Origin of the sequence: Polaribacter sp. R2A056_3_33, assembly GCF_019278485.1 — a bacterium.
Classification (GTDB): Bacteria; Bacteroidota; Bacteroidia; order Flavobacteriales; family Flavobacteriaceae; genus Polaribacter.
Window position 1 is genome coordinate 2,425,852 of sequence record NZ_CP058984.1, and the last position, 23,615, is coordinate 2,449,466.

22 protein-coding genes are annotated in these 23,615 nt (G+C 31.1%); 13 read left to right on the top strand and 9 right to left on the bottom strand.

Annotation, left to right across the window (positions count from 1 at the left end; translation table 11 throughout):
- The first annotated feature begins 36 nt into the window (after positions 1-36).
- From truA to H0I29_RS10090, 3 genes are read left to right on the top strand one after another with little or no spacing between them, the layout of a single operon-like run.
- On the top strand, positions 37-762 hold the full coding sequence (truA, locus tag H0I29_RS10080; protein ID WP_218752173.1) for a tRNA pseudouridine(38-40) synthase TruA: 726 nt from the start codon (positions 37-39) through the stop codon (positions 760-762).
- A 3-nt stretch (positions 763-765) separates the two neighbouring features.
- Complete coding sequence (locus tag H0I29_RS10085; protein ID WP_218752175.1) at positions 766-2,532, top strand: ABC transporter ATP-binding protein; 1,767 nt, start codon at positions 766-768, stop codon at positions 2,530-2,532.
- Between the two features lie 53 nt (positions 2,533-2,585).
- Positions 2,586-3,014: a hypothetical protein gene (locus tag H0I29_RS10090; protein WP_218752177.1), complete on the top strand. Its 429-nt coding sequence runs from the start codon at positions 2,586-2,588 to the stop codon at positions 3,012-3,014.
- Positions 3,015-3,092: 78 nt separating this feature from the next.
- On the opposite strand, the gene cdaA is transcribed toward H0I29_RS10090, so the two are convergent.
- The 4 genes from cdaA to H0I29_RS10110 all read right to left on the bottom strand — a co-directional run bounded on the left by cdaA (position 3,093) and on the right by H0I29_RS10110 (position 6,319).
- Entirely contained in the window at positions 3,093-3,869 is a 777-nt protein-coding gene (gene cdaA / locus H0I29_RS10095) for a diadenylate cyclase CdaA (protein WP_218732640.1), read from the bottom strand.
- Positions 3,870-3,921: 52 nt separating this feature from the next.
- Positions 3,922-4,527 (bottom strand): biopolymer transporter ExbD, encoded by a 606-nt coding sequence (locus tag H0I29_RS10100; RefSeq protein WP_218752179.1) that lies wholly within the window; start codon positions 4,525-4,527, stop codon positions 3,922-3,924.
- A 384-nt stretch (positions 4,528-4,911) separates the two neighbouring features.
- Complete coding sequence (gene folP / locus H0I29_RS10105; protein WP_218752181.1) at positions 4,912-5,736, bottom strand: dihydropteroate synthase; 825 nt, start codon at positions 5,734-5,736, stop codon at positions 4,912-4,914.
- Position 5,737: 1 nt separating this feature from the next.
- Complete coding sequence (locus H0I29_RS10110; protein WP_218752183.1) at positions 5,738-6,319, bottom strand: TIGR00730 family Rossman fold protein; 582 nt, start codon at positions 6,317-6,319, stop codon at positions 5,738-5,740.
- 89 nt (positions 6,320-6,408) lie between these two features.
- Here H0I29_RS10110 and H0I29_RS10115 point away from each other — a divergent pair, with 89 nt between their 5' ends.
- Together H0I29_RS10115 and H0I29_RS10120 are read left to right on the top strand one after the other, a co-directional pair.
- Positions 6,409-6,945: a DUF1599 domain-containing protein gene (locus tag H0I29_RS10115; RefSeq protein ID WP_218732644.1), complete on the top strand. Its 537-nt coding sequence runs from the start codon at positions 6,409-6,411 to the stop codon at positions 6,943-6,945.
- Positions 6,946-7,083: 138 nt separating this feature from the next.
- On the top strand, positions 7,084-8,046 hold the full coding sequence (locus H0I29_RS10120; protein ID WP_218752185.1) for a DoxX family protein: 963 nt from the start codon (positions 7,084-7,086) through the stop codon (positions 8,044-8,046).
- 21 nt (positions 8,047-8,067) lie between these two features.
- Here H0I29_RS10120 and H0I29_RS10125 read toward each other — a convergent pair whose 3' ends face one another.
- Positions 8,068-9,369 (bottom strand): voltage-gated chloride channel family protein, encoded by a 1,302-nt coding sequence (locus H0I29_RS10125; RefSeq protein WP_218752186.1) that lies wholly within the window; start codon positions 9,367-9,369, stop codon positions 8,068-8,070.
- Positions 9,370-9,645: 276 nt separating this feature from the next.
- Here H0I29_RS10125 and H0I29_RS10130 point away from each other — a divergent pair, with 276 nt between their 5' ends.
- The 5 genes from H0I29_RS10130 (at position 9,646) to H0I29_RS10150 (ending at position 15,132) form a co-directional block, all read left to right on the top strand.
- A complete protein-coding gene (locus H0I29_RS10130; protein ID WP_218752187.1) occupies positions 9,646-10,347 on the top strand; it encodes a crotonase/enoyl-CoA hydratase family protein in 702 nt (233 codons plus the stop codon).
- A 111-nt stretch (positions 10,348-10,458) separates the two neighbouring features.
- Positions 10,459-11,688 (top strand): 3-phosphoshikimate 1-carboxyvinyltransferase, encoded by a 1,230-nt coding sequence (locus H0I29_RS10135; RefSeq protein WP_218752188.1) that lies wholly within the window; start codon positions 10,459-10,461, stop codon positions 11,686-11,688.
- A 74-nt stretch (positions 11,689-11,762) separates the two neighbouring features.
- The gene (gene queA, locus H0I29_RS10140) at positions 11,763-12,812 is read left to right on the top strand and encodes a tRNA preQ1(34) S-adenosylmethionine ribosyltransferase-isomerase QueA (protein ID WP_218752189.1); all 1,050 of its coding nucleotides are present in this window, start codon (positions 11,763-11,765) and stop codon (positions 12,810-12,812) included.
- A 225-nt stretch (positions 12,813-13,037) separates the two neighbouring features.
- A complete protein-coding gene (gene rlmN, locus H0I29_RS10145) occupies positions 13,038-14,075 on the top strand; it encodes a 23S rRNA (adenine(2503)-C(2))-methyltransferase RlmN (protein ID WP_218752190.1) in 1,038 nt (345 codons plus the stop codon).
- A gap of 79 nt (positions 14,076-14,154) precedes the next feature.
- Positions 14,155-15,132 carry a polyprenyl synthetase family protein gene (locus tag H0I29_RS10150; protein WP_218752192.1) on the top strand — a complete coding sequence of 326 codons (978 nt, stop codon included), beginning with the start codon at positions 14,155-14,157 and terminating at the stop codon, positions 15,130-15,132.
- Between the two features lie 22 nt (positions 15,133-15,154).
- Here the strand turns inward: H0I29_RS10150 and H0I29_RS10155 are convergent, their stop codons facing one another.
- Complete coding sequence (locus H0I29_RS10155) at positions 15,155-17,563, bottom strand: TonB-dependent receptor (RefSeq protein WP_218752194.1); 2,409 nt, start codon at positions 17,561-17,563, stop codon at positions 15,155-15,157.
- Between the two features lie 78 nt (positions 17,564-17,641).
- Positions 17,642-19,159, bottom strand: a complete 1,518-nt coding sequence (locus tag H0I29_RS10160; protein WP_218752196.1) for a GH3 auxin-responsive promoter family protein — start codon at positions 19,157-19,159, stop codon at positions 17,642-17,644.
- A gap of 81 nt (positions 19,160-19,240) precedes the next feature.
- Between H0I29_RS10160 and H0I29_RS10165 the strand changes: the two genes are divergently transcribed.
- On the top strand, positions 19,241-20,032 hold the full coding sequence (locus tag H0I29_RS10165) for a DUF2797 domain-containing protein (protein WP_218752197.1): 792 nt from the start codon (positions 19,241-19,243) through the stop codon (positions 20,030-20,032).
- Between the two features lie 74 nt (positions 20,033-20,106).
- Positions 20,107-20,622: a gamma carbonic anhydrase family protein gene (locus tag H0I29_RS10170; RefSeq protein ID WP_218732655.1), complete on the top strand. Its 516-nt coding sequence runs from the start codon at positions 20,107-20,109 to the stop codon at positions 20,620-20,622.
- A gap of 187 nt (positions 20,623-20,809) precedes the next feature.
- On the opposite strand, the gene H0I29_RS10175 is transcribed toward H0I29_RS10170, so the two are convergent.
- Entirely contained in the window at positions 20,810-21,283 is a 474-nt protein-coding gene (locus H0I29_RS10175) for a hypothetical protein (RefSeq protein ID WP_218752198.1), read from the bottom strand.
- A 178-nt stretch (positions 21,284-21,461) separates the two neighbouring features.
- Positions 21,462-21,863 (bottom strand): Spy/CpxP family protein refolding chaperone, encoded by a 402-nt coding sequence (locus H0I29_RS10180; protein WP_218752199.1) that lies wholly within the window; start codon positions 21,861-21,863, stop codon positions 21,462-21,464.
- 101 nt (positions 21,864-21,964) lie between these two features.
- Here H0I29_RS10180 and H0I29_RS10185 point away from each other — a divergent pair, with 101 nt between their 5' ends.
- The gene (locus H0I29_RS10185; protein WP_218732658.1) at positions 21,965-23,596 is read left to right on the top strand and encodes a mechanosensitive ion channel family protein; all 1,632 of its coding nucleotides are present in this window, start codon (positions 21,965-21,967) and stop codon (positions 23,594-23,596) included.
- The last annotated feature ends 19 nt before the right edge of the window (positions 23,597-23,615 follow it).

Sequence of the window (23,615 nt, forward strand, 5' to 3'; positions counted from 1 at the left end):
ATTCCGTAATTTTGATGGCTACAAAAACGGACTTTCTTGAGGTATTTTATAGAACTTTCTTATAACGGAAAAAATTATCATGGTTGGCAAATTCAGCCAGATGTAATCTCTGTACAAGAAAAATTAAACAAAGCAGTTAGTATTATATTTCAAGAAAAGATTGAAGTAGTAGGGGCAGGTAGAACAGATACCGGAGTGCATGCCTCGCAAATGTTTGCTCATTTTGATATAGAAAAAACACTAAAAGGAGATATTCCACACAAGTTAAACTCATTACTTCCTATGGATATTGTAGTTTATAATGTGTTTGCCGTTGATGATGAAAAACATGCGCGCTTTGGAGCACTTAGCAGAAGTTATGAATATAAAATATGGATGGGTAGAAATCCTTTTTTATTAGATTTTTCGTGGCAAATACATTCACAAGATTTAAATTTAGATTTGATGAATGATGCCGCAAAACTATTGTTAGAATATACAGATTTTCAGACTTTTTCTAAAGTGAAAACAGATGTCTATACCTATAATTGTGATGTTACAGAAGCTGTTTGGAAACAAAACGGAAAAGAATTGGTGTTTTATATAACAGCAAATCGTTTTTTAAGAAATATGGTGAGAGCCATTGTAGGTACTTTGGTTGATGTTGGTCTCGAAAAAATATCAAAAGAAGATTTTAGAAAAATCATTGAAAGTAAAAATAGAAGCAACGCAGGTTTATCAGTTCCTGCAAAAGGATTGTTTTTAACAAATATAAAATACTAAGTTTTGGCAGGTAAAACAGGAAATGCATTTGATTTACAAATCTTTTTAAGGCTAATGTCTTTTGCAAAACGCTATAAATTAAACTTTTTTATAGCTGTTTTTTCTACAATTTTATTATCGTTTGTTGCGTTGTTAAATCCTTATTTAATAAAAGAAACGGTAGACAAGTACATCACAGAAAAAGACGCACAAGGCCTTATAAATAATATCATATTAATGTTTGTAGTTGTGCTTGTAGAAGTATTGCTGCGTTTTACCTTTATTTATTTTGCAAATTGGGTTGGTCAGCATATAATTAGAGATATTAGAGCAAAAACTTTTAGACACATCTTACAGTTTAAAATGTCTTATTTCGATAAAAATTCTGTGGGTAAATTGGTTACAAGAGTCGTTTCTGATATAGAGACTATTGCTGCTTTTTTTAGTAGTGGTGTTTTTACTATAGTTAGTGATGTGTTACAAATGTTTGCTGTAGCAGCGTTAATGTTTTATTTTAATTGGAAACTAGCTTTAATAGCTTTAGCTGTTTTACCAATTTTAATTTATGCTACTAGTGTTTTTCAGAAAGCCATAAAAGCTACTTTTCAAGAGGTAAGAAATCAGGTAGCAAATTTAAATGGATTTGTGCAAGAGCGAGTTACCGGAATGAAGATTGTGCAGCTCTTTAATAGAGAAAAAATTGAGTATAAGAATTTTAATGATATCAATAATAAACATAAAGAAGCGTACGTAAAAACCATTTGGTACTTTTCAATTTTCTTTCCTATTGCAGAAATTTTATCATCTATTGGTATTGGTTTAATTGTTTGGTTTGGAAGTAAACAAATTATTGGAGGTGCTGTGCCAGGTCCTGGTACTGTGATGGCCTTTGTGCAAATGGCGCAAATGTTATTTAGGCCTTTACGTCAAATTGCAGATAAATTTAACCAGTTACAAATGGGAATTGTTTCTGGAGAACGTGTCTTTAAGGTTTTAGACACCCATAGTAGTATTGTTAAAAACGGAACAATTACAGCTGGAAACTTGAAAGGAAATATCAATTTAAAAGATGTTAGATTCAGTTATATAAAAGGAGAGGAAGTTTTAAAAGGAATTTCTTTGGATGTGAAAAGTGGACAGACAGTAGCTATTGTTGGAGCAACAGGAGCAGGGAAATCTACTATCATCAACTTAATAAACCGTTTTTATGAAATAGATAGTGGTACTATTTGTGTTGATGATGTTTCTATAGATCAATATACATTAGACAGTTTAAGAAACCAAGTTGCTATCGTTTTGCAAGATGTATTCTTGTTTTCAGACTCAATTATGAATAATATAACTCTAAAAAATAAAAATATAACTTTAGAAGAAGTAGAAAAAGCGGCTAAACAAATTGGAATTCATGATTTTATTATGACACTTCCAGGAGGTTATCAATACAATGTAAAAGAACGTGGTGCTATGTTATCTTCAGGTCAGCGACAATTAATTGCTTTTTTACGTGCTTATGTAAGTAAGCCTAGTATTTTAATTTTAGATGAAGCTACTTCTTCTGTTGATTCTCATGCAGAGCAAATGATTCAATATGCAACTGAAACCATCACAAAAGGTAGGACTTCAATTGTAATTGCACATCGATTAGCAACCATAAAGCAAGCGGATAAAATCATTGTTATGGATAATGGGTTAATTGTGGAAGAAGGAACTCATAATGAGCTGTTAGAGAAGGAGAAAGGATATTATAAAAACCTATACGACAAGCAATTTAGCATACAGAAAGCTTCTTAAAATCATTTTTTTTGATTTACATTTGTAATACTAATAATACAAATCAAAAAAAAATGAAAAAAATCGTTGTATCAATTTTCGTAATAGGAGCATTAGTATTCTCTTCTTGTAAATCTGAAAAGAAAGATGTAAAAGAAGTAGTTGTAGAAACCGAAGCGGTTGTTAATGAAGAGTTAGAGTTAGTTGAGGAAGAAGAAATTGAGGAAGAAGTTAGTAAAGAGTTAACTTCTGCAGTAGAAGGAGTTACAATTCCTAGTTTTTCTAATGAAGCTGTAACTCAGAATTTATTAGGATATGCTCAATATGCTAAAAATTATATAGAAGCTAATGGTGATTTTGTTAAAATTACAGGTATGGCTTCTAAAGGAGTTTCTTTATTAAAAGAAGGAAAAGAATTAACTTCTGGATTAGACAAAAGTGAAGTAGAAAAATACAAAAGTGTATTAGCAGCTATTCAATCAAAAATGGCAGCAGCTAACTAGAAAATACTTATTATAAATGGAAAAAGGTTCTCAATTTTGAGAACCTTTTTTTATATATTTTTCTAATGTTTAATGAGTTTACATTAAATCTTTTTTTAGTTTTTCATCCAGTTCGTTAAAATCAGAATACAACTCGAACCCACCGTCTTTAATGTAAGAAATTTCCCCAGTTTCTTCTGATACTAATAAACAAACTGCATCTGTTTTTTCTGAAACACCAATTGCTGCTCTATGTCTTAATCCAAATCTAGAAGGGATTTTAGTACTGTCGGAAACAGGTAAAATAACTCTTGTTGCCACAATATAATTGTCTCTAATAATTAAAGCACCATCATGTAACGGGCTATTTTTATAGAATACACTTTCTAAAATAGCCACATTTACCAAAGCATTCATACTATCTCCTGTATTTATTAAAAAATCTAAAGCATTGGTACGTTCAATAACAATTAGAGCACCAGTTTTAGTTTTAGCCATGTTTTTACATGCATCTAAAATTATTTCTGTATCAATCTCAGTACCTATTTCTGTATGTAAAAATTTTAGCTGTTTTAAAAAACTTCGTTTATTGGTGAAATTTGTAGTACCAATCATTAATAAGAATTTTCTTATTTCTTGTTGAAAAACAATGATTAATGCAATAACACCGCCAGAAAGTAGATAGCCCAAAATACCACTCAGCATTTCCATTTTTAGAGCTTGTGTTATTTTCCAAATTAAGAAAATAAAAGCAATTCCAATTACAATATTAATAGCAACTGTACCTTTTAATAGCTTGTAAATGTAATAGAGTAGTGTGGCAACTAATACAATGTCTAAAGCATCTAATAAAGAAAATTCAATAAAATCGAACATGAAAATTGACTGATTTTAGGCTAAATTACTAATAAATTTGCTGACAGCAATATCAATTATCAAATTCTATGTCTGATACTAATAATGGGTATTTTTCTCGGATTAATTTTATTTTTTCTTGAATGTTTTTATCGCTATTATTAGAATTTTTATAGGCATCTAACAAACTCACATAATTCTGATTGTATAATTTTACAGACAGTTTGTTTCGTAAATGTGTATAGGCAGAATTTAAAATATCTAACGTAGAAATATAGGTTTCATAAGTAGTTAATCGATCTGTTTTTATAGCTATAATTGCTTTTGTGGGATGGTCTGAAGAGGATGGATTTTTGCTTCCATTACACCAATTACAACTATTTTTGCTGATGTCTAAACCACCACCATTGTCTATAAAGTTGATCGCAATCTGTTTCAGTTCCTTTAATTCAATCGTTTTTCCATCTACAAATAGTTCATTGTTTTTGTTGATGTTTACCTCAAGGATATTTCTTTCATTAATGTCAATATCTGTGGGGTTTTCTTGTTTTTGTGGGATTTTTTTGGAAATTCCGGCATCAACACTCATTGTTGTGGTTACCAAAAAAAAGATTAATAATAAAAACGCAATGTCTGCCATCGAACCAGCATTAATTTCTGGAGACTCTTTTCTACTCATAATTCCTAGTTTTTAAAGTTTATAAAATGATTTCTTCTCGATTAAAATAATCGGAAGCTATTTTAAAGTTTGACTAGGTAGTTATTTGAAGTTAACATTTCTTTAACAAAAAGAATGCCAAATATTTTAGTATTGTCATTGCGAGGAAGTATGACGAAGTAATCAGTTTGTTAAATGATGAGATTTCTCAATCGCTGAAAAAGCTCATTTCGAAATGACAAGGTTATTAAATTTCTGTTATTAGCTGGCAAACAAGTTTAGCCCTGATTGAACGGTTTGTTTAAGCTCTTTTTTACTGTTAGTTCGAGTGAATTTTGAAGAATGAAAAATTTGTATCGAGAACTAACAGTAAAAAAAGCGAGTAGTGAAAGCAGGAAATAGCTTCTAAAAAGAGATTTGATTTACAATTTTTACAGCTTCTACAGCTTCTTTAACATCGTGAACACGTAAAATATTTGCACCATTTAAAAGGGCAATTGTGTTGGCAGAAGTAGTAGCATTTAAAGCTTCTTGAGCAGAAATATCTAAGGTTTTATACAGCATGGATTTACGGGAAATTCCGGCTAAAATTGGTGTGTCTAAACTTTTAAAAAGTGATAAATTCTTTAAGATTTCAAAATTATGAACATTGGTTTTTCCAAAACCAAAACCAACGTCAATAATAATATCGTTTAACTTTAGTTGATGTAATTTGTGTATTTGTGCAGCGAAAAAAGAAATAATTTCTTGAGTTACATCCGTATAAACAGGATTTTTCTGCATGTTTTGTGGAGTACCTAACATATGCATTAAAATATAAGGAACTTGTAAGTTGGCAACGGTTGTAAACATATTATTGTCCATTTGTCCGCCAGAAATATCGTTTATAATTGCAGCGCCAGCATTGATAGTTTCTTGCGCAACTTTACTTCTAAAAGTATCTACAGAAATAATAATTTCAGGGAAATTTTGCACCAATAAATTGATAACAGGCACAATTCTTTGCAACTCTTCTTCTTCTGAAATATGTTTTGCACCAGGTCTAGAAGAATAAGCACCAACATCTATAAATGTAGCACCATCTAAAAGCATTTTTTCTACTTGAGAAAGAATGTCTGATTTATTTTTATATTTACCGCCGTCAAAAAAAGAATCTGGTGTAATGTTTAATATTCCCATCACTTTTGGTGATGCTAAATCGACTAAAGTACCTTTGCAATTTATGGTCATTCTAACTTACTACTTTATTAATTACACCTGTAATGTTAGGAACTTTATAGGCATTCATTTTTTGCATTAAATCTTCTACAGAAGTGCCAACAATTAGCATATCTCTATTGGTTTGTTTTAAGAAACCTTCTTCAATCATTTTGTCTAATTGCAATAATACAGCATCAAAAAAGCCGTTAATATTTAAAAGTCCTACCGGTTTTTGCTCAATAAAAAGTTGACCTAGAGTAAGTGCTTCAAACAATTCATCTAAGGTTCCAAAACCTCCAGGAAGCGTAATATAACCATCTACTAATTGGCTCATAATTACTTTACGCTCGCTCATTGTTTTACACACAATCATTTCTTCTACACCGGCATGTACAACTTCTTCTTTTTCTAATAATTGAGGAATTACACCAATAACTTCGCCATTATGTGCTAGAATTGTATCGGAAAGAGTGCCCATCATCCCTATTTTACCACCACCATAAACTAAACCAATTTTGTGAGTTACAAAATGATTTCCTAATGCTACAGCAGCTTCTTTATAAATAGGATTAAAACCTAAGCTTGAGCCACAAAAAACAACAACTTTTTTCAATTTTATGAGTTTTAAAATTCTTTCGTAAAAATAAATGAAAAGCATCTAGTATTTAGTATTTTTGAACAAATACTTTTTAACAAGATAGAATGCAAGATACATCTAAACAATATGATGCTGTAATTGAAGAATGCAGAAGTTTATTTATAAAAAAAATGAGTGATTATGGTTCTGCATGGCGAATTTTACGTTTACCATCGTTAACCGATCAAATATTTATTAAGGCACAAAGAATTCGTCAATTACAAGAGAATGACGTTAGAAAAGTTGATGAAGGAGAAAAGTCTGAGTTTATTGGAATCATCAATTATTCTATAATGGCGTTAATTCAGTTAGAAAATGGCGTGGTAGCAAACCCAGATTTGAATACTGAACAAGCAACTGTTTTGTATGACAAACATGCCAAAATTACCAAAGAATTAATGATGAATAAAAATCATGATTACGGTGAAGCTTGGAGAGATATGCGTGTTTCTAGTTTAACAGATTTAATTTTACAAAAATTATTACGCGTTAAGCAAATAGAAGATAATAAGGGGGAAACATTGGTTTCTGAAGGAATTGATGCCAATTACCAAGATATGATTAATTATGCCATTTTTGCAATGATTCATTTGGCGGAATAAGTTTTAATTTCAAATTTTAGAAGTTACAAAGACAGAAAGTAACAGCGTTTCCATCATTGCGAGGAACGAAGCAATCTGTTTGTAAGAACAAGAAATTAAAAATAAAATAATTTTTATAGAAAAGTTAAAATAGAATAAATGAAAATATTAGTACAATTAGCAAGAATTATAGTAGGAGCCTTATTTATATTTTCTGGCTTTGTAAAATTGGTAGACCCAATAGGTTCTCAATATAAATTTGAAGAGTATTTTTCGGAAAGTGTATTAAATATGGAGTTTTTAATTCCGTATGCATTGCCTTTTTCAATTGTATTAATTGTAGCAGAAATATTACTGGGAGTCATGGTTTTGATTGGTTACAAATCTAAATTAACTGTTTGGAGTTTGTTTTTACTAACACTTGTTTTCTTGTTTTTAACTTGGTATTCTGCATATTATGATAAAGTAACCGATTGCGGTTGTTTTGGAGATGCTGTAAAATTATCTACTTGGGGAACTTTCTATAAAAACGTTATTTTAATAGCACTAGTGTTAGTTTTAGTATTAGGTGTAAAACATGTGAAGCCTATTTTTGGAGGTAGAATTCCGAAGGTAATTACGTTTTTATCATTGGCAGCATTTTTATTTATTGTGCAACATGTGTTAACACATTTACCTATTATAGATTTTAGAGCGTATGCAATTGGTAAGAATATTCCGGAAGGAATGGTGTATCCTAAAGATGGTAGTATTCCGCCAGTACATGATTTTATGTTAGAGGATGAACAAGCAGATTTAGCTCCAGAATTATTAAAGAAGGAAAAAGTAATGTTAGTAATTGTTTATAACTTAGACAAAGCTGATGAAAACGGTTTTCCGGCAATTAAAGACATTGCAACAAAAGCGAAAGCAAAAGGATATACAGTTTATGGAGTTTCGGCTTCTTTTTCTGATGATTTAATTCTTGCAAAAGAAAAGTATGACTTGCCTTTCGACTTTTTATTCTGTGATGAAACAACCCTTAAAACTATTATTAGAGGAAATCCGGGTGTTGTTATTTTAGATAAAGGAACTGTTGTAGAAAAGAAAAATTGGGTAGATGTTGATGAAATAGAATTATAGAATAACTAAATATTCAAAGGATTAACTTTTACTGTGTTGATTATCAATTTCAGTAAGTGTTAATCCTTTTTCAATTTTAGAAAATAAGTGTTTTGGACTTCCAATAACCTGAGCAGTATAAATACCAGTATGCCCAGAAAATAAATAAGAAGTAATACAAGCCAAGGCAATAAAAACACCAGATTCAATACCAAATAATTCAATTCCCATAATGGTACAAGCAATTGGAGTATTTGTAGCTCCTGCAAAAACAGCCACAAATCCCATACCTGCTAATAAGCCCATGGGCAAAGGAATAAACCACACCAAGGCGTTACCCAAAGTTGCACCAATGTAAAATAAAGGTGTTACTTCTCCTCCTTTAAATCCTGCTCCCAAAGTAAAAGAAGTGAATAAGATTTTTAAGATAAAATCATAAGAATTTAAATCGATATTAAAAGCATCTACAATAGTGGGTACACCAAGTCCTATGTATTTTGTCGTTCCCATAAGATAAACAATTACGGCTATAACGATACCACCAATTACAGGACGAAGTGGTGCATATTTAACTTGTTTTTTAAAGAGTACACCCCAAAAGTGTGTAGATTTAGAAAATAGCATACTTGCCAATCCAAAAATAATACCTGCTAGCAAAGCCCATAAAATACTCGTTGGCGTTAATGCTGTAATGGTAGAAATGGTGTAATGTGTGTGATGAGAAATTTGCCAAACATCGCAAAAGTAGGTTGCAAAAACAGCCGCAAGAAAACTCGGAATGATTGCATCAAATTTAATTCTACCAATTACCATTACTTCAAGAGCAAAAATTGCACCAGCTAAAGGTGTTCCAAAAACAGAAGCAAAACCTGCGCTAATACCTGCAATTAATATAATTTTTCTGTCTAAGTTATTTAATTTAAAAAGTTTTGTAAACTGATCTGCAATAGCACCACCAACTTGCACAGCAGTTCCCTCACGTCCTGCAGAACCTCCAAACAAATGCGTAAGAATAGTGCCTAAAAAGACTAAAGGAGCCATTTTAAAAGGAATTACTTTTTTAGGATTGTGGAACTCTTCTAATAATAAATTGTTTCCTTTTACAACACTCTCTCCATAATAATGATAGGATAAACCAATTACAAAACCCGCAACTGGTAACAACCAAATAATCCATTGGTTTGCTTCTCTATAATTTGTAGCCCATTCTAAAGTCCATAAAAAAACAGCAGAAGTGCTACCCGTTAATGCACCAATAAGTAAGCAAATAAAAGTCCATTTTAATAGAAAAATGAAAGAGAAACTTTGTTGAAATTGAAGAAAAAACTTTTTAATTTTATCCATGTGTTTTTAAACCTCTGTATATAAAAGGAGTTTTAAATTCTTTCCTTTTGGGCAAAAATAAACAAATAATAACTAATAAATCTTCAATTATAAATTGTTAGCAAGTAGGTTGCGTTAGGGGTTGCAGTAGAAATCCTTTTTTTGAGGTACGAATAAAAAGATTGTAGCGTAAAACCCGACCTTTAGGTAACGCCCAAATAAAATGAATATGGAAGGACGAATTGTTGATGTTGTAATTTTAAATTATATTGTAACTTGTTTTAAAATATAAAAATAATGAACAAATTTGTTACCTATCAATCAAAAGAAAATTACGCTTTAATTACGATTAATAACGGAAAAGCAAATGCGATATCTCATGAAGTAATAGAAGGTTTGAATGCTGGTTTAGACAAAGCAGCAGCAGAAAATAAGGTAGTTGTTCTTACAGGACAAAACGGAATTTTCTCTGGAGGATTCGATTTAAAAGTGATGACAAAATCGGCTGAAGCAGCTAAGGAATTGGTGACAAAAGGTTCTAAATTGTCTTTAAAAATGTTGTCTTTTCCGCAACCAATTATTATTGCTTGTTCTGGTCACGCTATTGCAAAAGGAGCTTTTTTATTGCTTTCTGCAGATTATCGAATTGGAATAGAAGGCGATTTTAAAATCGGATTAAATGAAGTAATGATTGGTATGACCATGCATAATGCAGGTATTGCAATTGCCAAATCTAGATTGTCTGAGGTGTATTTAAATAGAAGTGTAAATAATTCTGAAATTTACAATCCAAAAGATGCTGTAAAAGCTGGTTTTTTAGATCTAATTGTTTCTGCAGACCATTTGTTACCAACAACAATAAAAGTTGCAGGCATGTTTTCTAAATTGAATAAAAAAGCACATGCAGCAACAAAGTTAAAAGTTAGAAAACAGCATTTAGAAGATTTAGAAAATGCAATTGAATTGGATTTAAATAGCGATATCTCTATCAATTCTTAATAAAAGCACACAATTTTTACATTTATTTAAAGCAAAGAAACTTTGGTAAAAGCCTTTTGAGTGGTAACTTTGGCACTTTGTTAATAAAACCAATTTATAGAACTTACAGAGATGGATATATTATTAAATGTTGTAGATAATAAAAAGATTAATGAGAAAATAACAATCTCTGGTTCTAAAAGTGAATCGAATAGATTGCTGATTCTTCAAAATTTATTTCCAGAACTTTCTATAGAAAATTTATCAGATTCAGACGATTCGGTACACATGCAACATGCACTTTCTACAAAAGATGGAGTTGTAAATATTGGTCATGCAGGTACAGCAATGCGTTTTTTAACATCTTATTTTGCAGTTAAAGAAGGTAGAGAGGTTGTTCTTACAGGTTCTGAGAGAATGCAAAACAGACCAATCGAAATCTTGGTAAATGCTTTAAAAGACTTAGGGGCAACGATTTCTTATGAAGATAAAGTTGGCTATCCACCAATTAGAATTAAAGGGTCTAAAATTACAACAGATAAAGTCCAAATAAATGGAAATGTAAGTAGTCAATATATTTCTTCTATGTTGCTAATTGCATCCAAATTAGAAAACGGATTAGAAATAGAGTTGCTAGGTAAAATTACCTCTGTTCCTTATATTAATATGACCTTAAGTTTGTTAAATCAATTAGGTATTGAAACTAATTTTGAAGGAAACTTTATTAAAGTTTTGCCTAAGAAATCTGTGGAAAAACAAACAGTTGTGGTAGAATCAGATTGGTCTTCTGCAAGTTATTTTTATTCAATTGCTGCTTTGGCAGAAATAGGTTCAGAAATTTCTTTATCAGCTTATAAAAAAGAAAGCTTACAAGGAGATTCTTGTTTGGCAGAAATCTATCAGCATTTTGGAGTAGAAACTATTTTCGGTGATAATTTTATCACCCTAAAAAAGGTAAAAGAAACAAAGAAATCAACTTTAGAAATCGACTTAAAAAATGCGCCAGATATTGCACAAACAATTGTTGTAACTTGTTTTGCAGAAAATATTGCGTGTAATTTAACTGGTTTACATACCTTAAAAATTAAAGAAACAGATAGGTTAGTCGCTTTAAATGACGAGTTAACCAATTTAGGAGCTACAATTTCTGTAACCGATAAAAGTTTGCATTTAGAAATTTCTGCGACAATAAATCCTAATATTGCAATAAAAACATATAACGATCATAGAATGGCAATGGCATTTGCACCTTTGGCGCTAAGAGTTCCTATTAAAATTTTAAATGCTGAAGTGGTTACAAAATCGTACCAAAAGTTTTGGGATGACATGCAACAAATTGGCATTAAAATAGATAAAGTGTAAATAATTAGGCAAACACTTGACAACGCCTATCCCGATATCGTATCTTTGCGCTCGTTATAAGCAAATATATATATATGAAATTATCGCATTTTGAATTTGATTTACCAGAAGAATTGTTAGCAACGTATCCTGCTGAACATAGAGATGAGTCTCGCTTAATGGTATTAAACAGGAAAGAACAAACCATAGAACATAAGGTTTTTAAAGATGTAATAGATTACTTTGATGAAGGTGATGTTATGATGTTGAATAATACCAAAGTTTTTCCTGCAAGAATGTATGGTAATAAAGAAAAAACAGGTGCTAGAATAGAGGTTTTCTTATTAAGAGAACTAAATTCAGAAAATAGATTGTGGGATGTTTTAGTAGATCCAGCAAGAAAAATTAGAATTGGAAACAAATTATTTTTTGGAGACGATGATAGTTTAGTAGCAGAGGTAATAGACAACACAACATCAAGAGGAAGAACTTTACGTTTTTTGTTTGACGGTTCTTACGAAGAATTTAGAGCAAAATTATTAGAATTAGGTCAAACTCCATTACCTAAAGCTATAGGTAGAGAAGTAGAACCTTTAGATGATGAGCGTTACCAAACTATTTACGCAAAACATGAAGGAGCAGTTGCAGCACCAACAGCTGGTTTACACTTCTCTAAACATTTAATGAAACGTTTAGAAATTAAAGGAGTTGAGTTTGCAGAAACTACATTACACGTTGGTTTAGGTACATTTAGCCCAGTAGAAGTAGAAGATTTATCGAAGCATAAAATGGATTCTGAGCAAATTGATATTTCAGATGCTACGGCAACTAAAATTAACAAAGCTAAAAAAGAAAAAAGAAGAGTTTGTGCTGTTGGTACCACAGTAATGAGAGCTATAGAATCTTCAGTTTCTTCTAAAGGTGAGTTAAACGGATATACAGGTTGGACAAATAAATTTATTTTTCCTCCCCACGATTTTAGTATTGCAACCGCAATGATTACTAATTTTCATACACCAAAATCTACCTTATTAATGCAGGCAGCTGCATTTGGAGGTTACGATTTTGTAATGGAAGCTTACAAAGAAGCTATAAAAGAAGGATATAAATTCTCTACGTACGGAGATGCTATGTTAATCATATAATTCTGTTAAGAATTTAAAACTAAAAACTGACAGTTATTTTAATTGTCAGTTTTTCTGTTTTTGGGCGTTCCCTAAAAAGGTCGCGCTTTCCGTTATATCTTTTTTGTTAAAAAAAAACAAAAAAGGATGCCACTTCAATCGCTAACGCAGCCAATTAGCAAACTATAGTAATAAGCTAAAATTATATGCGTATTTTTGCAACTCTATTTTTAAAAACTAGAAAACTTGACTAAAAAGAAAGACATAAGAGCCTTAACTAAAGAACAATTACGCGATTTTTTTGTAGAAAATGGCGACAAAGCCTTTAGAGGAAATCAAGTATATGAATGGCTTTGGAGTAAGTCTTTACATACTTTTGATGCTATGACAAACATCTCTAAAGAAACTAGAGAAATGTTAGAAGCAAACTTTGTTATTAATCATATCAAAGTAGATTCTATGCAGAAAAGTAAAGACGGAACTATAAAAAACGGAATTAAATTACACGATGGCTTAATTGTAGAGTCTGTTTTAATTCCTACAGAAAAAAGAACAACAGCCTGTGTTTCTAGTCAGGTTGGGTGTAGTTTAGATTGTTTATTCTGTGCAACATCACGTTTAAAAAGAATGCGTAATCTAAACCCAGATGAAATTTACGATCAAGTTGTAGTAATCGACAAACAAAGTAGGTTGTATTATGATAAGAAACTAACAAATATTGTTTTTATGGGAATGGGAGAACCTCTTATGAACTATAAAAACGTAATGAAATCTATAGAAATGATTACATCTCCAGAAGGTTTAGGGATGTCATCTAAAAGAATTACTGTTTCTACATCTGGAGTACCAAAAATGATAAAAATGATGGCAGATGAAGAAGCTAAATTTAATTTAGCCGTTTCTTTACACTCTGCAATCGATGAGGTAAGAACTAAGGTAATGCCATTTAATGCTACTTTTCCATTAAAAGATTTAAGAGAGTCTTTAGAATATTGGTACGAAAAAACAGGAAGAGCAATTACGTATGAGTATATTGTTTGGGGAGGTATCAACGATAGAAAAGAAGATATAAAGGCTTTGGTTGCCTTTTGTAAAGCAGTGCCTTGTAAAATCAATTTAATTGAATACAACCCTATTGACGATGGAGAGTTTCAACAAGCAAGTCCATCTGTAATTAATAATTATATTTCTAACTTAGAAATGAATGATATTACTGTAAATGTTAGAAGAAGTAGAGGTAAGGATATTGATGCTGCTTGTGGGCAATTAGCAAATAAATCTTAAAGAAAATAGCGGTACAGAACTTGTTTCAGTATCTTATTAATTTCCCTATTTTTGACTTTCAAAAACTCATCTAGTACAAATGAAGCCAGTAGAACTTATTAAACTTCCCATTAAAAATGAAATGGAACTCTTTGAAGAAAAGTTCAAGGATTCTATGTTGTCTAAAGTTCCGCTTTTAAACAGAATTACCTATTATATTGTTCGTAGAAAAGGAAAACAAATGCGACCAATGTTTGTCTTTTTAGTGGCAAAAATGGTTTCTAATGGAGGTTTCGATGAAAGAACCTATAGAGGTGCTTCTGTAGTAGAATTGATTCATACCGCTACTTTGGTTCATGATGATGTGGTAGATGAAAGTAATAGAAGACGTGGTTTTTTCTCTGTAAATGCACTTTGGAAAAATAAAATTGCCGTTTTGGTTGGAGATTTTTTATTATCAAAAGGATTATTGTTATCCATAGATAATGAAGATTTCGATTTGCTAAAACTAATTTCTATTGCCGTTCGTGAAATGAGCGAAGGTGAACTACTTCAGATAGAAAAAGCTAGAAAATTAGATATTACAGAAGAAGTATATTTTGATATCATCAGAAAAAAGACAGCAACATTAATTGCTGCTTGTTGTGGTATTGGAGCTGCTTCTGTCGGTGCAAATCAAGATTGCGTTAGAAAAATGCGAAAATTTGGTGAGTATATTGGTATCGCGTTTCAAATTAAAGATGATTTGTTTGATTATACAGAAGCAAATATTGGGAAGCCAACAGGTATCGATATTAAAGAACAAAAGATGACCTTGCCTTTAATCTATACCTTAAATAACTGTTCTAAAAAGGAGAAAGCTTGGTTGATTAATTCTGTAAAAAAACACAACAAAAATAAAAAACGAGTTAAAGAGGTAATTGCTTTTGTAAAAGAAAAAGGTGGTATAGAATATACAACCACCAAGATGAATGATTACAAAAACAAAGCTTTAGCTATATTAGAAGATTTCCCTACATCTCCATATAAAGACTCTTTATTAACCATGATAGATTACGTTGTAGAACGTAAAATATAGGTTAACAGACTTTAAAATTATTTTAAATATTCGCTTTTAAAGAAATTACAAAGTTTCTACCTGGAGAAACAATTCCAGAACTATACGGTCTATAACGTTTGTCTGTAATGTTTTCTAATCCTGTAGAAATTAATAAATTATCTGTAAATCTATACGATGTTTTTAAGTTTAACGTAATGTAAGATGGCGAATATGGATTTCCATTTGCATCAATTGCATACATATAATCTTTTGCTTTTTCACTGTCAGGTAAATCTTCATAAGCCACAGAACCACTATAATCTGCATATAGTTGCGCTTTTAATTTACTCGCATTATAAGTAAGGCGTGTAGAACCAAACCAAGGAGCAGCGTGTCTAGAAGGGCTTTTATCTCCATTATCTAATTCTTCTTCTCCTTTTTGATAACTAACTGTTGATGAAAATCCAATTCCACTACCAAGTTCTGCTTCAAAACCTGTCTGAAAACCATACACATGTGCATTGGCAGCATTTTGAATTGCTTGTATGGTACTTAACTCACCATCATATAGCATTTCAGTTTCACCATTTAAAGTATAGTCTCTTTTTACCATGGCGTCTTTTAAATGGGTGTAAAATCCAGTAACTTCTAGCTTTAAATAATCACCAAAGGTTTTTGCTACAGAAACATCTGTATTGTAAGCATATTCAGCTTTTAAATCTGGGTTAGGAACTACGACAGATCCAGGTTCAGAATCGAAAATTTTACCAACATCATCTACATTAGGAGATCGAAAAGCGGTAGAGAAATTTGTACTTAATAACCAATCTTCTTTTGGTCTAAAAACCAAACCTAAGCTACCGGTTAAAGCACCGTCATTTATATTGGCTTCTGTAAAAGGTAAAGGGTAAAAAGTAGTATCGAAAGTAGCGTTTAAGCTGTAAAAATTATAACGCAAACCAGATTGTAAAACCCATTTTTTAGAATGGTTATATTGGTTAGAAACATAAACCCCTAAAGAAGACCAATTAGAATCTGGATATCTACTAGGTCCTGCTTGAGAAATATTGGTATCAATATCTGTGTTTACTCCTGTAGAATTTACATCATTATAAACATATTCTGTTCCGTAAAACAATTTACTTTTTGCACTTAAACTTTTAGAAAAATCTAAGTTGGTAGAGTAGGCATCTACTCGTTCTGTTCTTGTTTCTCTTTCATTATCATTAAAATCTCTACTAATTCTGCTTTCATCAAATTTTTGATAGGTCAATCTTAAAGTTACATCATCATAAAATGAATTGCTTCCTTTCTTGTTGATTTCAAAATTATTCATCATCCATTTTTGTGGACCGTAGCTCCATTCTCCATAACGAGGATTTCCGTCTTTTGTTCTTAAATGTCTATCGTATCTGGAGTAACTAGAGGTTTCTGATAAGTGAAAACCATACTCAAAATTCCATTTTTCATTTGGTTTAAACCTCACTTTTTGCATCAAGTTGGTTTGTGTGTAACCCGAAGGAGTCTGAATTTTTGGGTCTTTATTAGTAATTACAATATCTTCATTGTTCTGTCTTTCAACATATACATTTCTTAAATATTCTTCCGGACCATCGCTTCCCATTCTTAAGTCGCCATAATCATTATAACTTAAACTAGTAACAAATGCCCATTTTTTATAGCCTAGATTAAAATCTGCATGATAGGTTTTTTCTTCATTTGCAGAAGAGAATCGTGTTAAAGCATTTCCTGTAATTAGTGTTTCATCATCTAAAGACAAACTTGGCGATAAGGTTTTAAAGCTCATTACAGCACCAATAGCATCACTTCCGTAAATAACAGAACCAGGGCCAAAAATGATTTCGGTTTCTTCTATGGCAAAAGGATCTAAAGAAATTACATTCTGAATATTACCAGCTCTAAAAATGGCATTATTCATTCTAATACCATCAATAGTATATAACAATCTGTTGGTAGCAAAACCTCTAATTAAAGGACTTCCGCCTCCTTGTTGGCTTTTCTGCATAAATACTTTACCAGAAACGGTAAGCAGGTCTGCAGCCGTTTGTGTGTTCATTAAGGCGATTGCTTTTGGGGATATAACAGTAACTTTAGTAGCTAAATCAGATGTTTTTTGTTTCCATTTTGTAGCAGAAATTACAATTTCATCTATTCTTAATATTGTAGGAGTTAGGTGTACTAGAAAGCTATTTTGTTTAAAAGCTTCGTAACTTGTAATTTTAGTTTTAAAACCAAGAAACCGAACTTCTAATGTTTCCGCATTTATAAAATCACTAATATCTGCTTGTCCTTCTCCGTTTGTAGTAACATAATTATTGGTTTGTTTGTTAAATATAGTTACTTGCTCTAAAGTTTCTTTAGTCTCTTTATTTATTACAGTAAGAATTTGAGCACTTGTAGTATAGTTTAAGAGTAAAAGGAAAAAAATAAAAGTAATTTTTTTAATCATTTCTAGGTTTTTGGTGTTGATAAATCTCAAGGTTATTTATCAATAATCATGCCTAATGAAGTTGGTATTACAATAATTTTAAGATTTCATTAACACTATTAATTCATCTACAAAATCTCTAGAATTAGATAATCTTGGTACTTTATGTTGGCCTCCTAATTTGTTCTTTTGTTTTAGCCATTTGTAGAATAAACCTTCTTCTGCTTGGTGTACTTTTGGCGCCATTAAAGTGATGTTTAAATAGCGTTTAGCTTCATAATCTGAGTTGATAGATTTTAATGCATTGTCTAAAATTTCAGAAAAATAACCCATAGAATCTGGTTTTTTAGTAAACTCTATTACCCATTCATGACCACCTTTTTCTTTACCTTCCATAAAAATAGGGCCCACAGTATAATCTGCAATGGTAGCAGTTGTTTTTTCGCAGGCTAATTTTAAAGCATCTTCTACGTTTTCTATATTTAATTCTTCACCAAAAACGTTTATATAATGTTTTGTTCTACCTGTAATTTTAATTCTATATGGTTCTATAGAAGTAAAACGAATGGTGTCTCCAATCAAATAACGCCAAAGACCTCCGTTTGTAGTAATAATTAAAGCGTAATCGATGTCTTTTTTTACATCAGCAAGTGTAATCGTTTTAGAATTTTCTCCTTTATAATCACTCATCGGAATAAACTCATAGAAAATTCCGTAATCTAGCATTAACAACAATTCTTTGGAATTATTTCTATCTTGAATCGCAAAAAAACCTTCTGAAGCATTGTAAATTTCGTAGTACTTAAAACTATCTTTTGGTATAATTTTTTTATACTGTTCTCTATAAGGATTAAAGTTTACGCCTCCGTGAAAGTAGACTTCTAGGTTTGGCCAAACTTGTAGAATATTCTCTTTTCCAGAACGTTCTAAAACTCGGTTTAGCAAAACCAACATCCAACTTGGTACACCTGCTAAACTTGTAATATCTTCATCGATGGTTTCATCAATAATAGCATCCATTTTTGTTTCCCAATCGCTCATTAAAGCAACTTCTTGACTAGGAGCAGAGCTAAAATCTGCCCAAAAAGGCATGTTTTCTATAATAATTGCAGACAAATCTCCAAAATAAGAATTGTTGTCTTGGTATACATCAGAACTTCCGCCCAAGCGTAATCCTTTTCCAGTAAAAAGCTGAGTATCTTCATTATTATTAATGTACAAACACAACATGTCTTTACCAGCTTTCATGTGGCAATATTCTAAAGCTTCATCAGAAACAGGAATAAATTTACTTTTAGCGTTAGTGGTTCCGCTACTTTTTGCAAACCATTTAATGTCTGTTGGCCAAAATAAATTTTGTTCCCCTTTTCTACACCTTTCTATTAAAGGTTCAAAAGTTTCATATTTCTGAATAGGAACATTTCTTGTAAAATCTGTATGATTTTTTATCTGAGCAAAGTTCTTTTCTTTTCCAAATTTTGTGTTTTTAGCAGTATGAACAAGTTTTAAAAGTAATTCATCTTGTACATCAATGGGGTATTTTAAAAACAGTTCTATTTGATGTTTACGTTTCTTTAAAAACCAAGAAATTATAGAATTGATAATTTGAAAAGCCATAGAAATTCGTAAGTTTGTTTAGAATGATTTTAGAACAAATATTGTTTTAAAACCGAAGTTTAAAAATACAAAATTTGTGCGATGATTTACCAAGGAGTTTTAAAAAAAATGATGACCGAAAATGCAGCTGAAATTCTGTATTATTTAGACATGAAAACTGATTTTATAAACATGAATCAGTTAATAAATAAAGAGATAACTATCCGTTTTGTAACATACGAATGTTTAAATTGTCATTTAGAAAAGAAAATTTATAGACAAGGTTTTTGTAAGTCTTGTTTTTTCGAAATCCCGAGTGCGGCAGATTGGATTATGAAACCAGAATTAAGTAAAGCACATTTAGGTATCGAAGATAGAGATTTGGCTTACGAGCAAGCGGTGCAATTAAAACCACATATTGTGTACTTGGCAAATTCTAGCAACGTAAAAGTTGGAGTTACAAGAAAACAACAAGTTCCAACCCGTTGGATCGATCAAGGAGCACATGAAGCAATTGAAATACTAGAAGCCCCAAATCGTTATTTAGCAGGAATTACCGAGGTTGCTTTAAAAGAGTATGTTGCAGATAAGACCAATTGGCGTAAAATGCTAAAAAATGATATTGAAGATGTAGATTTGGTAGCTTGGCGAGATAAATTAAAAGAGTTTATCCCAGAAGAAGCAAAGGCATATTTTATTGAAAATAATTCTGAAACACATATCAATTTTCCGGTGATAAAATACCCTGTAAAACCAAAAAGTTTAAACCTGATTAAAACACCAACTTATACAGGGACTTTAGTGGGAATAAAAGGGCAGTATTTAATTTTTGAAGATGAAACCGTTTTTAATGTAAGAAGTAATGAAGGTTTGGTGGTTTCAATAGAAGTATAACTTCCGTTTTCTCCGAGAAATTAGATGTAATCCAACGTTATAATACTAAAAAGTACAATTTAAATTTATAAATTATGGCAATTATAAAAGCAGTAAGAGGAAATCATCCGCAAATACCAGAAGATTGTTACGTAGCAGAAAATGCGACAATTGTTGGTGAAGTTTCTCTAGGAAAGGAATGTAGTATTTGGTTTAACGCAGTGCTAAGAGGCGATGTACATTTCATAAAAATTGGTAACAAAGTAAATATTCAAGATGGTGCGGTAATCCATGCAACGTATCAAAAATCACCTACAACAATTGGCAATAATGTGTCTATTGGGCATAATGCAATTGTGCACGGTTGCACAATTCACGATAATGTTTTGGTAGGTATGGGGGCTATTATTATGGACGATTGTGTGGTGGAATCTAATTCAATTATTGCTGCAGGTGCAGTAGTTACTAAGAATACCCGAGTAGAAAGCGGAAGTATTTATGCAGGAGTTCCGGCTAAAAAAGTAAAAGATATTTCGCAAGAATTAATTTCTGGTGAAATTGATAGAATAGCTAATAATTATTTAAAATATTCTAGTTGGTTTAAAGAATAAGATTTGGGCGTTACACAAGGTCGGGCTTTCTCTACTCGCTTTTTTTGAAAACACAAAAAAGAGCTCAAACAAACCGTTCTATCCCTAACGCAAAACCAATTCGTTATAAAAACAAAAACCCGATTTCAATTAAGAAATCGGGTTTTTTCAATCAACTAATCAACCAAAACTAGTTTACTTTTATTTTTTAAGATCTATCACCTCTTTGATCTCTCTTGTTACTTTTAGATCCTTTTTTTCCTTTTGTTTTATGCATTGCCATTTTACTTCTGTTTTTATGCATTTTTTCAAACTTGTCAAATTGCTCTTTGCTTAAGATGTCTTTCATACGGTTTTTCATTGCAATCTTGTCATCTAATCGTTTGTTTTGCATTGCAAACATTTCATCTGCCGTTGGTTTTTTTCTATCTTTTCTGTCAGCTTTTCTTTCTGCCATTGCAGCTTGCCTTTCTGCCATTTTAGCCATTAAAATAGGCTTAATTTGGTTTTGTTGTTTTTCAGATAAATCTAGAGTCAATGTCATTTTTTTAACTGCTAAAGTAGCGTGTTGTTCTGCTGTTAATTTAGAGTCTCTTTCTCCATTTCCTCCTCTTTTTTTCTGTGCTTGTGTAGTAAATGTTACTGCAAATACTAATACTAAGATGCTTGCTAATTTTTTCATATTTTTATAATTTTAATGTTTTTATGTATACTTCTTTGACCCATAAAAACTAGAAAGGTTTAATGTAAATTTTTGTTTAACAAGTCTTTAACATTAGTTTAGTGTTGTAAAAGTAAAAACTCGGCTCCATAAAGAAACCGAGTTTTTTAATAACCTAATCAACCAAAATTAGTTATTCTTAATTTTTTTTCTTTTTACCTTTCTTTTCAGTATTTCCTTTTTTCTCATTAGCCATTGCTTCAAATTTAGCAAATTGCTCTTTGTCTAAAATACTTTCCATTTTAGTGTTAAAAGCAGCAGCTTTTTCTTTTCTTTCAGCATTTAATTGTTGGCGTTCTTCTTTACTAGGTTTTTCTCCAGAATCTTGTAGAGCTTTCCTTTTTTCCATAGAGGCTTGTCTATCTGCCATCTGTTCTTCTAATAAAGGTTTAATCTCATTTTGCTGATCTGCAGTTAAATTCAAATCTGTTGTCATTTTTTTCAACATCTTTTCAGTAGAAGGTTTTCCTCCTTTTTTTTGCGCTTGCGCAGTAAATGTAAAAGCAATTACAAGTACTAAAATAGTTACTATGTTTTTCATTGTTTTTTTGTTTTGTTATTTTTAATTACGCTTCTTGGACTCATAAAAAATGAAAAGGTTTAAATTTGCATTTCTGTTTAATGTGTTTTTAAGAAATAAATATGAAAAAATTATTGTGGCTATTTTTATTACTACCAATTCTTACAACTGCTCAAGATAGTATACGTGTAGATATGAGTACTCCTCATGCTACTGTTTATACACATTTATACTTTTTGCAATCTGATTCTTATGAACCTAAAAAAGCAGCAAAAACTATTTTAGGTCTTTCCGAAGAGAAGGCTATTGAAAAAGCTATTAAAATAAAGCAAGTTTTAGACGGTAAGGGTTTGTATGTAGATATGAACAGAGTACCTACCAATGCTAATTATAAAGATACAATTGGGTATTCTTCTTATTTTAGATATGTATTGTTTCCTGAAAGAATGCCACAAATTTATGTAGAAAAGATAGGTGATAATTGGTATTATTCAACAGAAACAATTAACAAAATTGAAAGTTTATACAAATCGGTATATCCGTGGTATATTCAAAAATTACAGAATATAATTCCTCTTTCTGGTCATAAAAAGATACTGAATATAGAATTGTGGAAAATTATAGGATTGTTAATACTATTTATTTTAGCCTATATTATTTTCCTAATTGTAAAAAGGATAGCATTTTTTATTTTATTAAAGTTACAACAGCAAATTACAAAGAATACCAATTTAGAAGTTAATAAGGTAATTAAGAAATTGGCACATCCAATAAGTTTATTGGTTGCATTAAGTTTTATAGATAAAGCTTTTCCATCATTACAATTTGGTTTAACCACAAATACTTGGGTGTTTTTGGCTTTAAATATAGCAGAAACAATTTTCTGGATTTATGTGTTTTTAAAATTAGTAAAAGTTGTAATGCGTATATATGGTGAGTTTACAGAAAGAACTCATGGAAGGTTAGATGATCAACTAGTACCTATTTTACATAGTTTTTTAACAGGTGTGGTTATTGTAGTTGGTATTTTAAGATTATTAGTTCTTTTTGGTGTAGATACTACAACAATGATAGCGGGTGCTACTATTGGTGGTTTGGCATTTGCGTTAGCTTCTCAAGACACTGTAAAAAACTTGATTGGTACTATTATGATATTTCTTGATAAACCATTTCATATAGATGATTGGATTGAGGCAGGAGAAGTTGTGGGTACGGTAGAAAGAGTAGGATTTAGGTCTACACAAGTACGTGCTGCAGATACTTCTATTTATCAAATTCCGAATAGTAGATTGTCTGAGTTGGTTATTAATAATAAAGGATTGCGTTTATTTAGAAGATACAATACAAATTTAGGCTTGCGTTATGATACGCCGCCAGAATTAATTGAGGCTTTTGTTAAAGGCCTTAGAGAAATTATTATTGCACATCCAGAAACACGTTCTGATTCTTATAATGTAGAGTTTACAGGTTTTGGAGACTCTGCTTTGTTGGTGATGGTAAATGTGTATTTTAAGAGTTTAGCTTGGGGTGTAGAGCAATCTTCTAAACACAGATTGCATATTGCTATTGTAAAATTAGCGAAAGAGTTAGGTGTAGATTTTGCTTTTCCTTCTACAACGGTTACTATTGAGAATTTTCCTGAGAAAAAAGGATTAAATCCTAAATACGATATTAATCAAGAAAGAATAGATACTGTGATTGCAACAGTTGTGAACGATTTTAACAAAGAGAATCAGTCAGAAACAGCAAATTAATTCAACAATATTTTAGTAC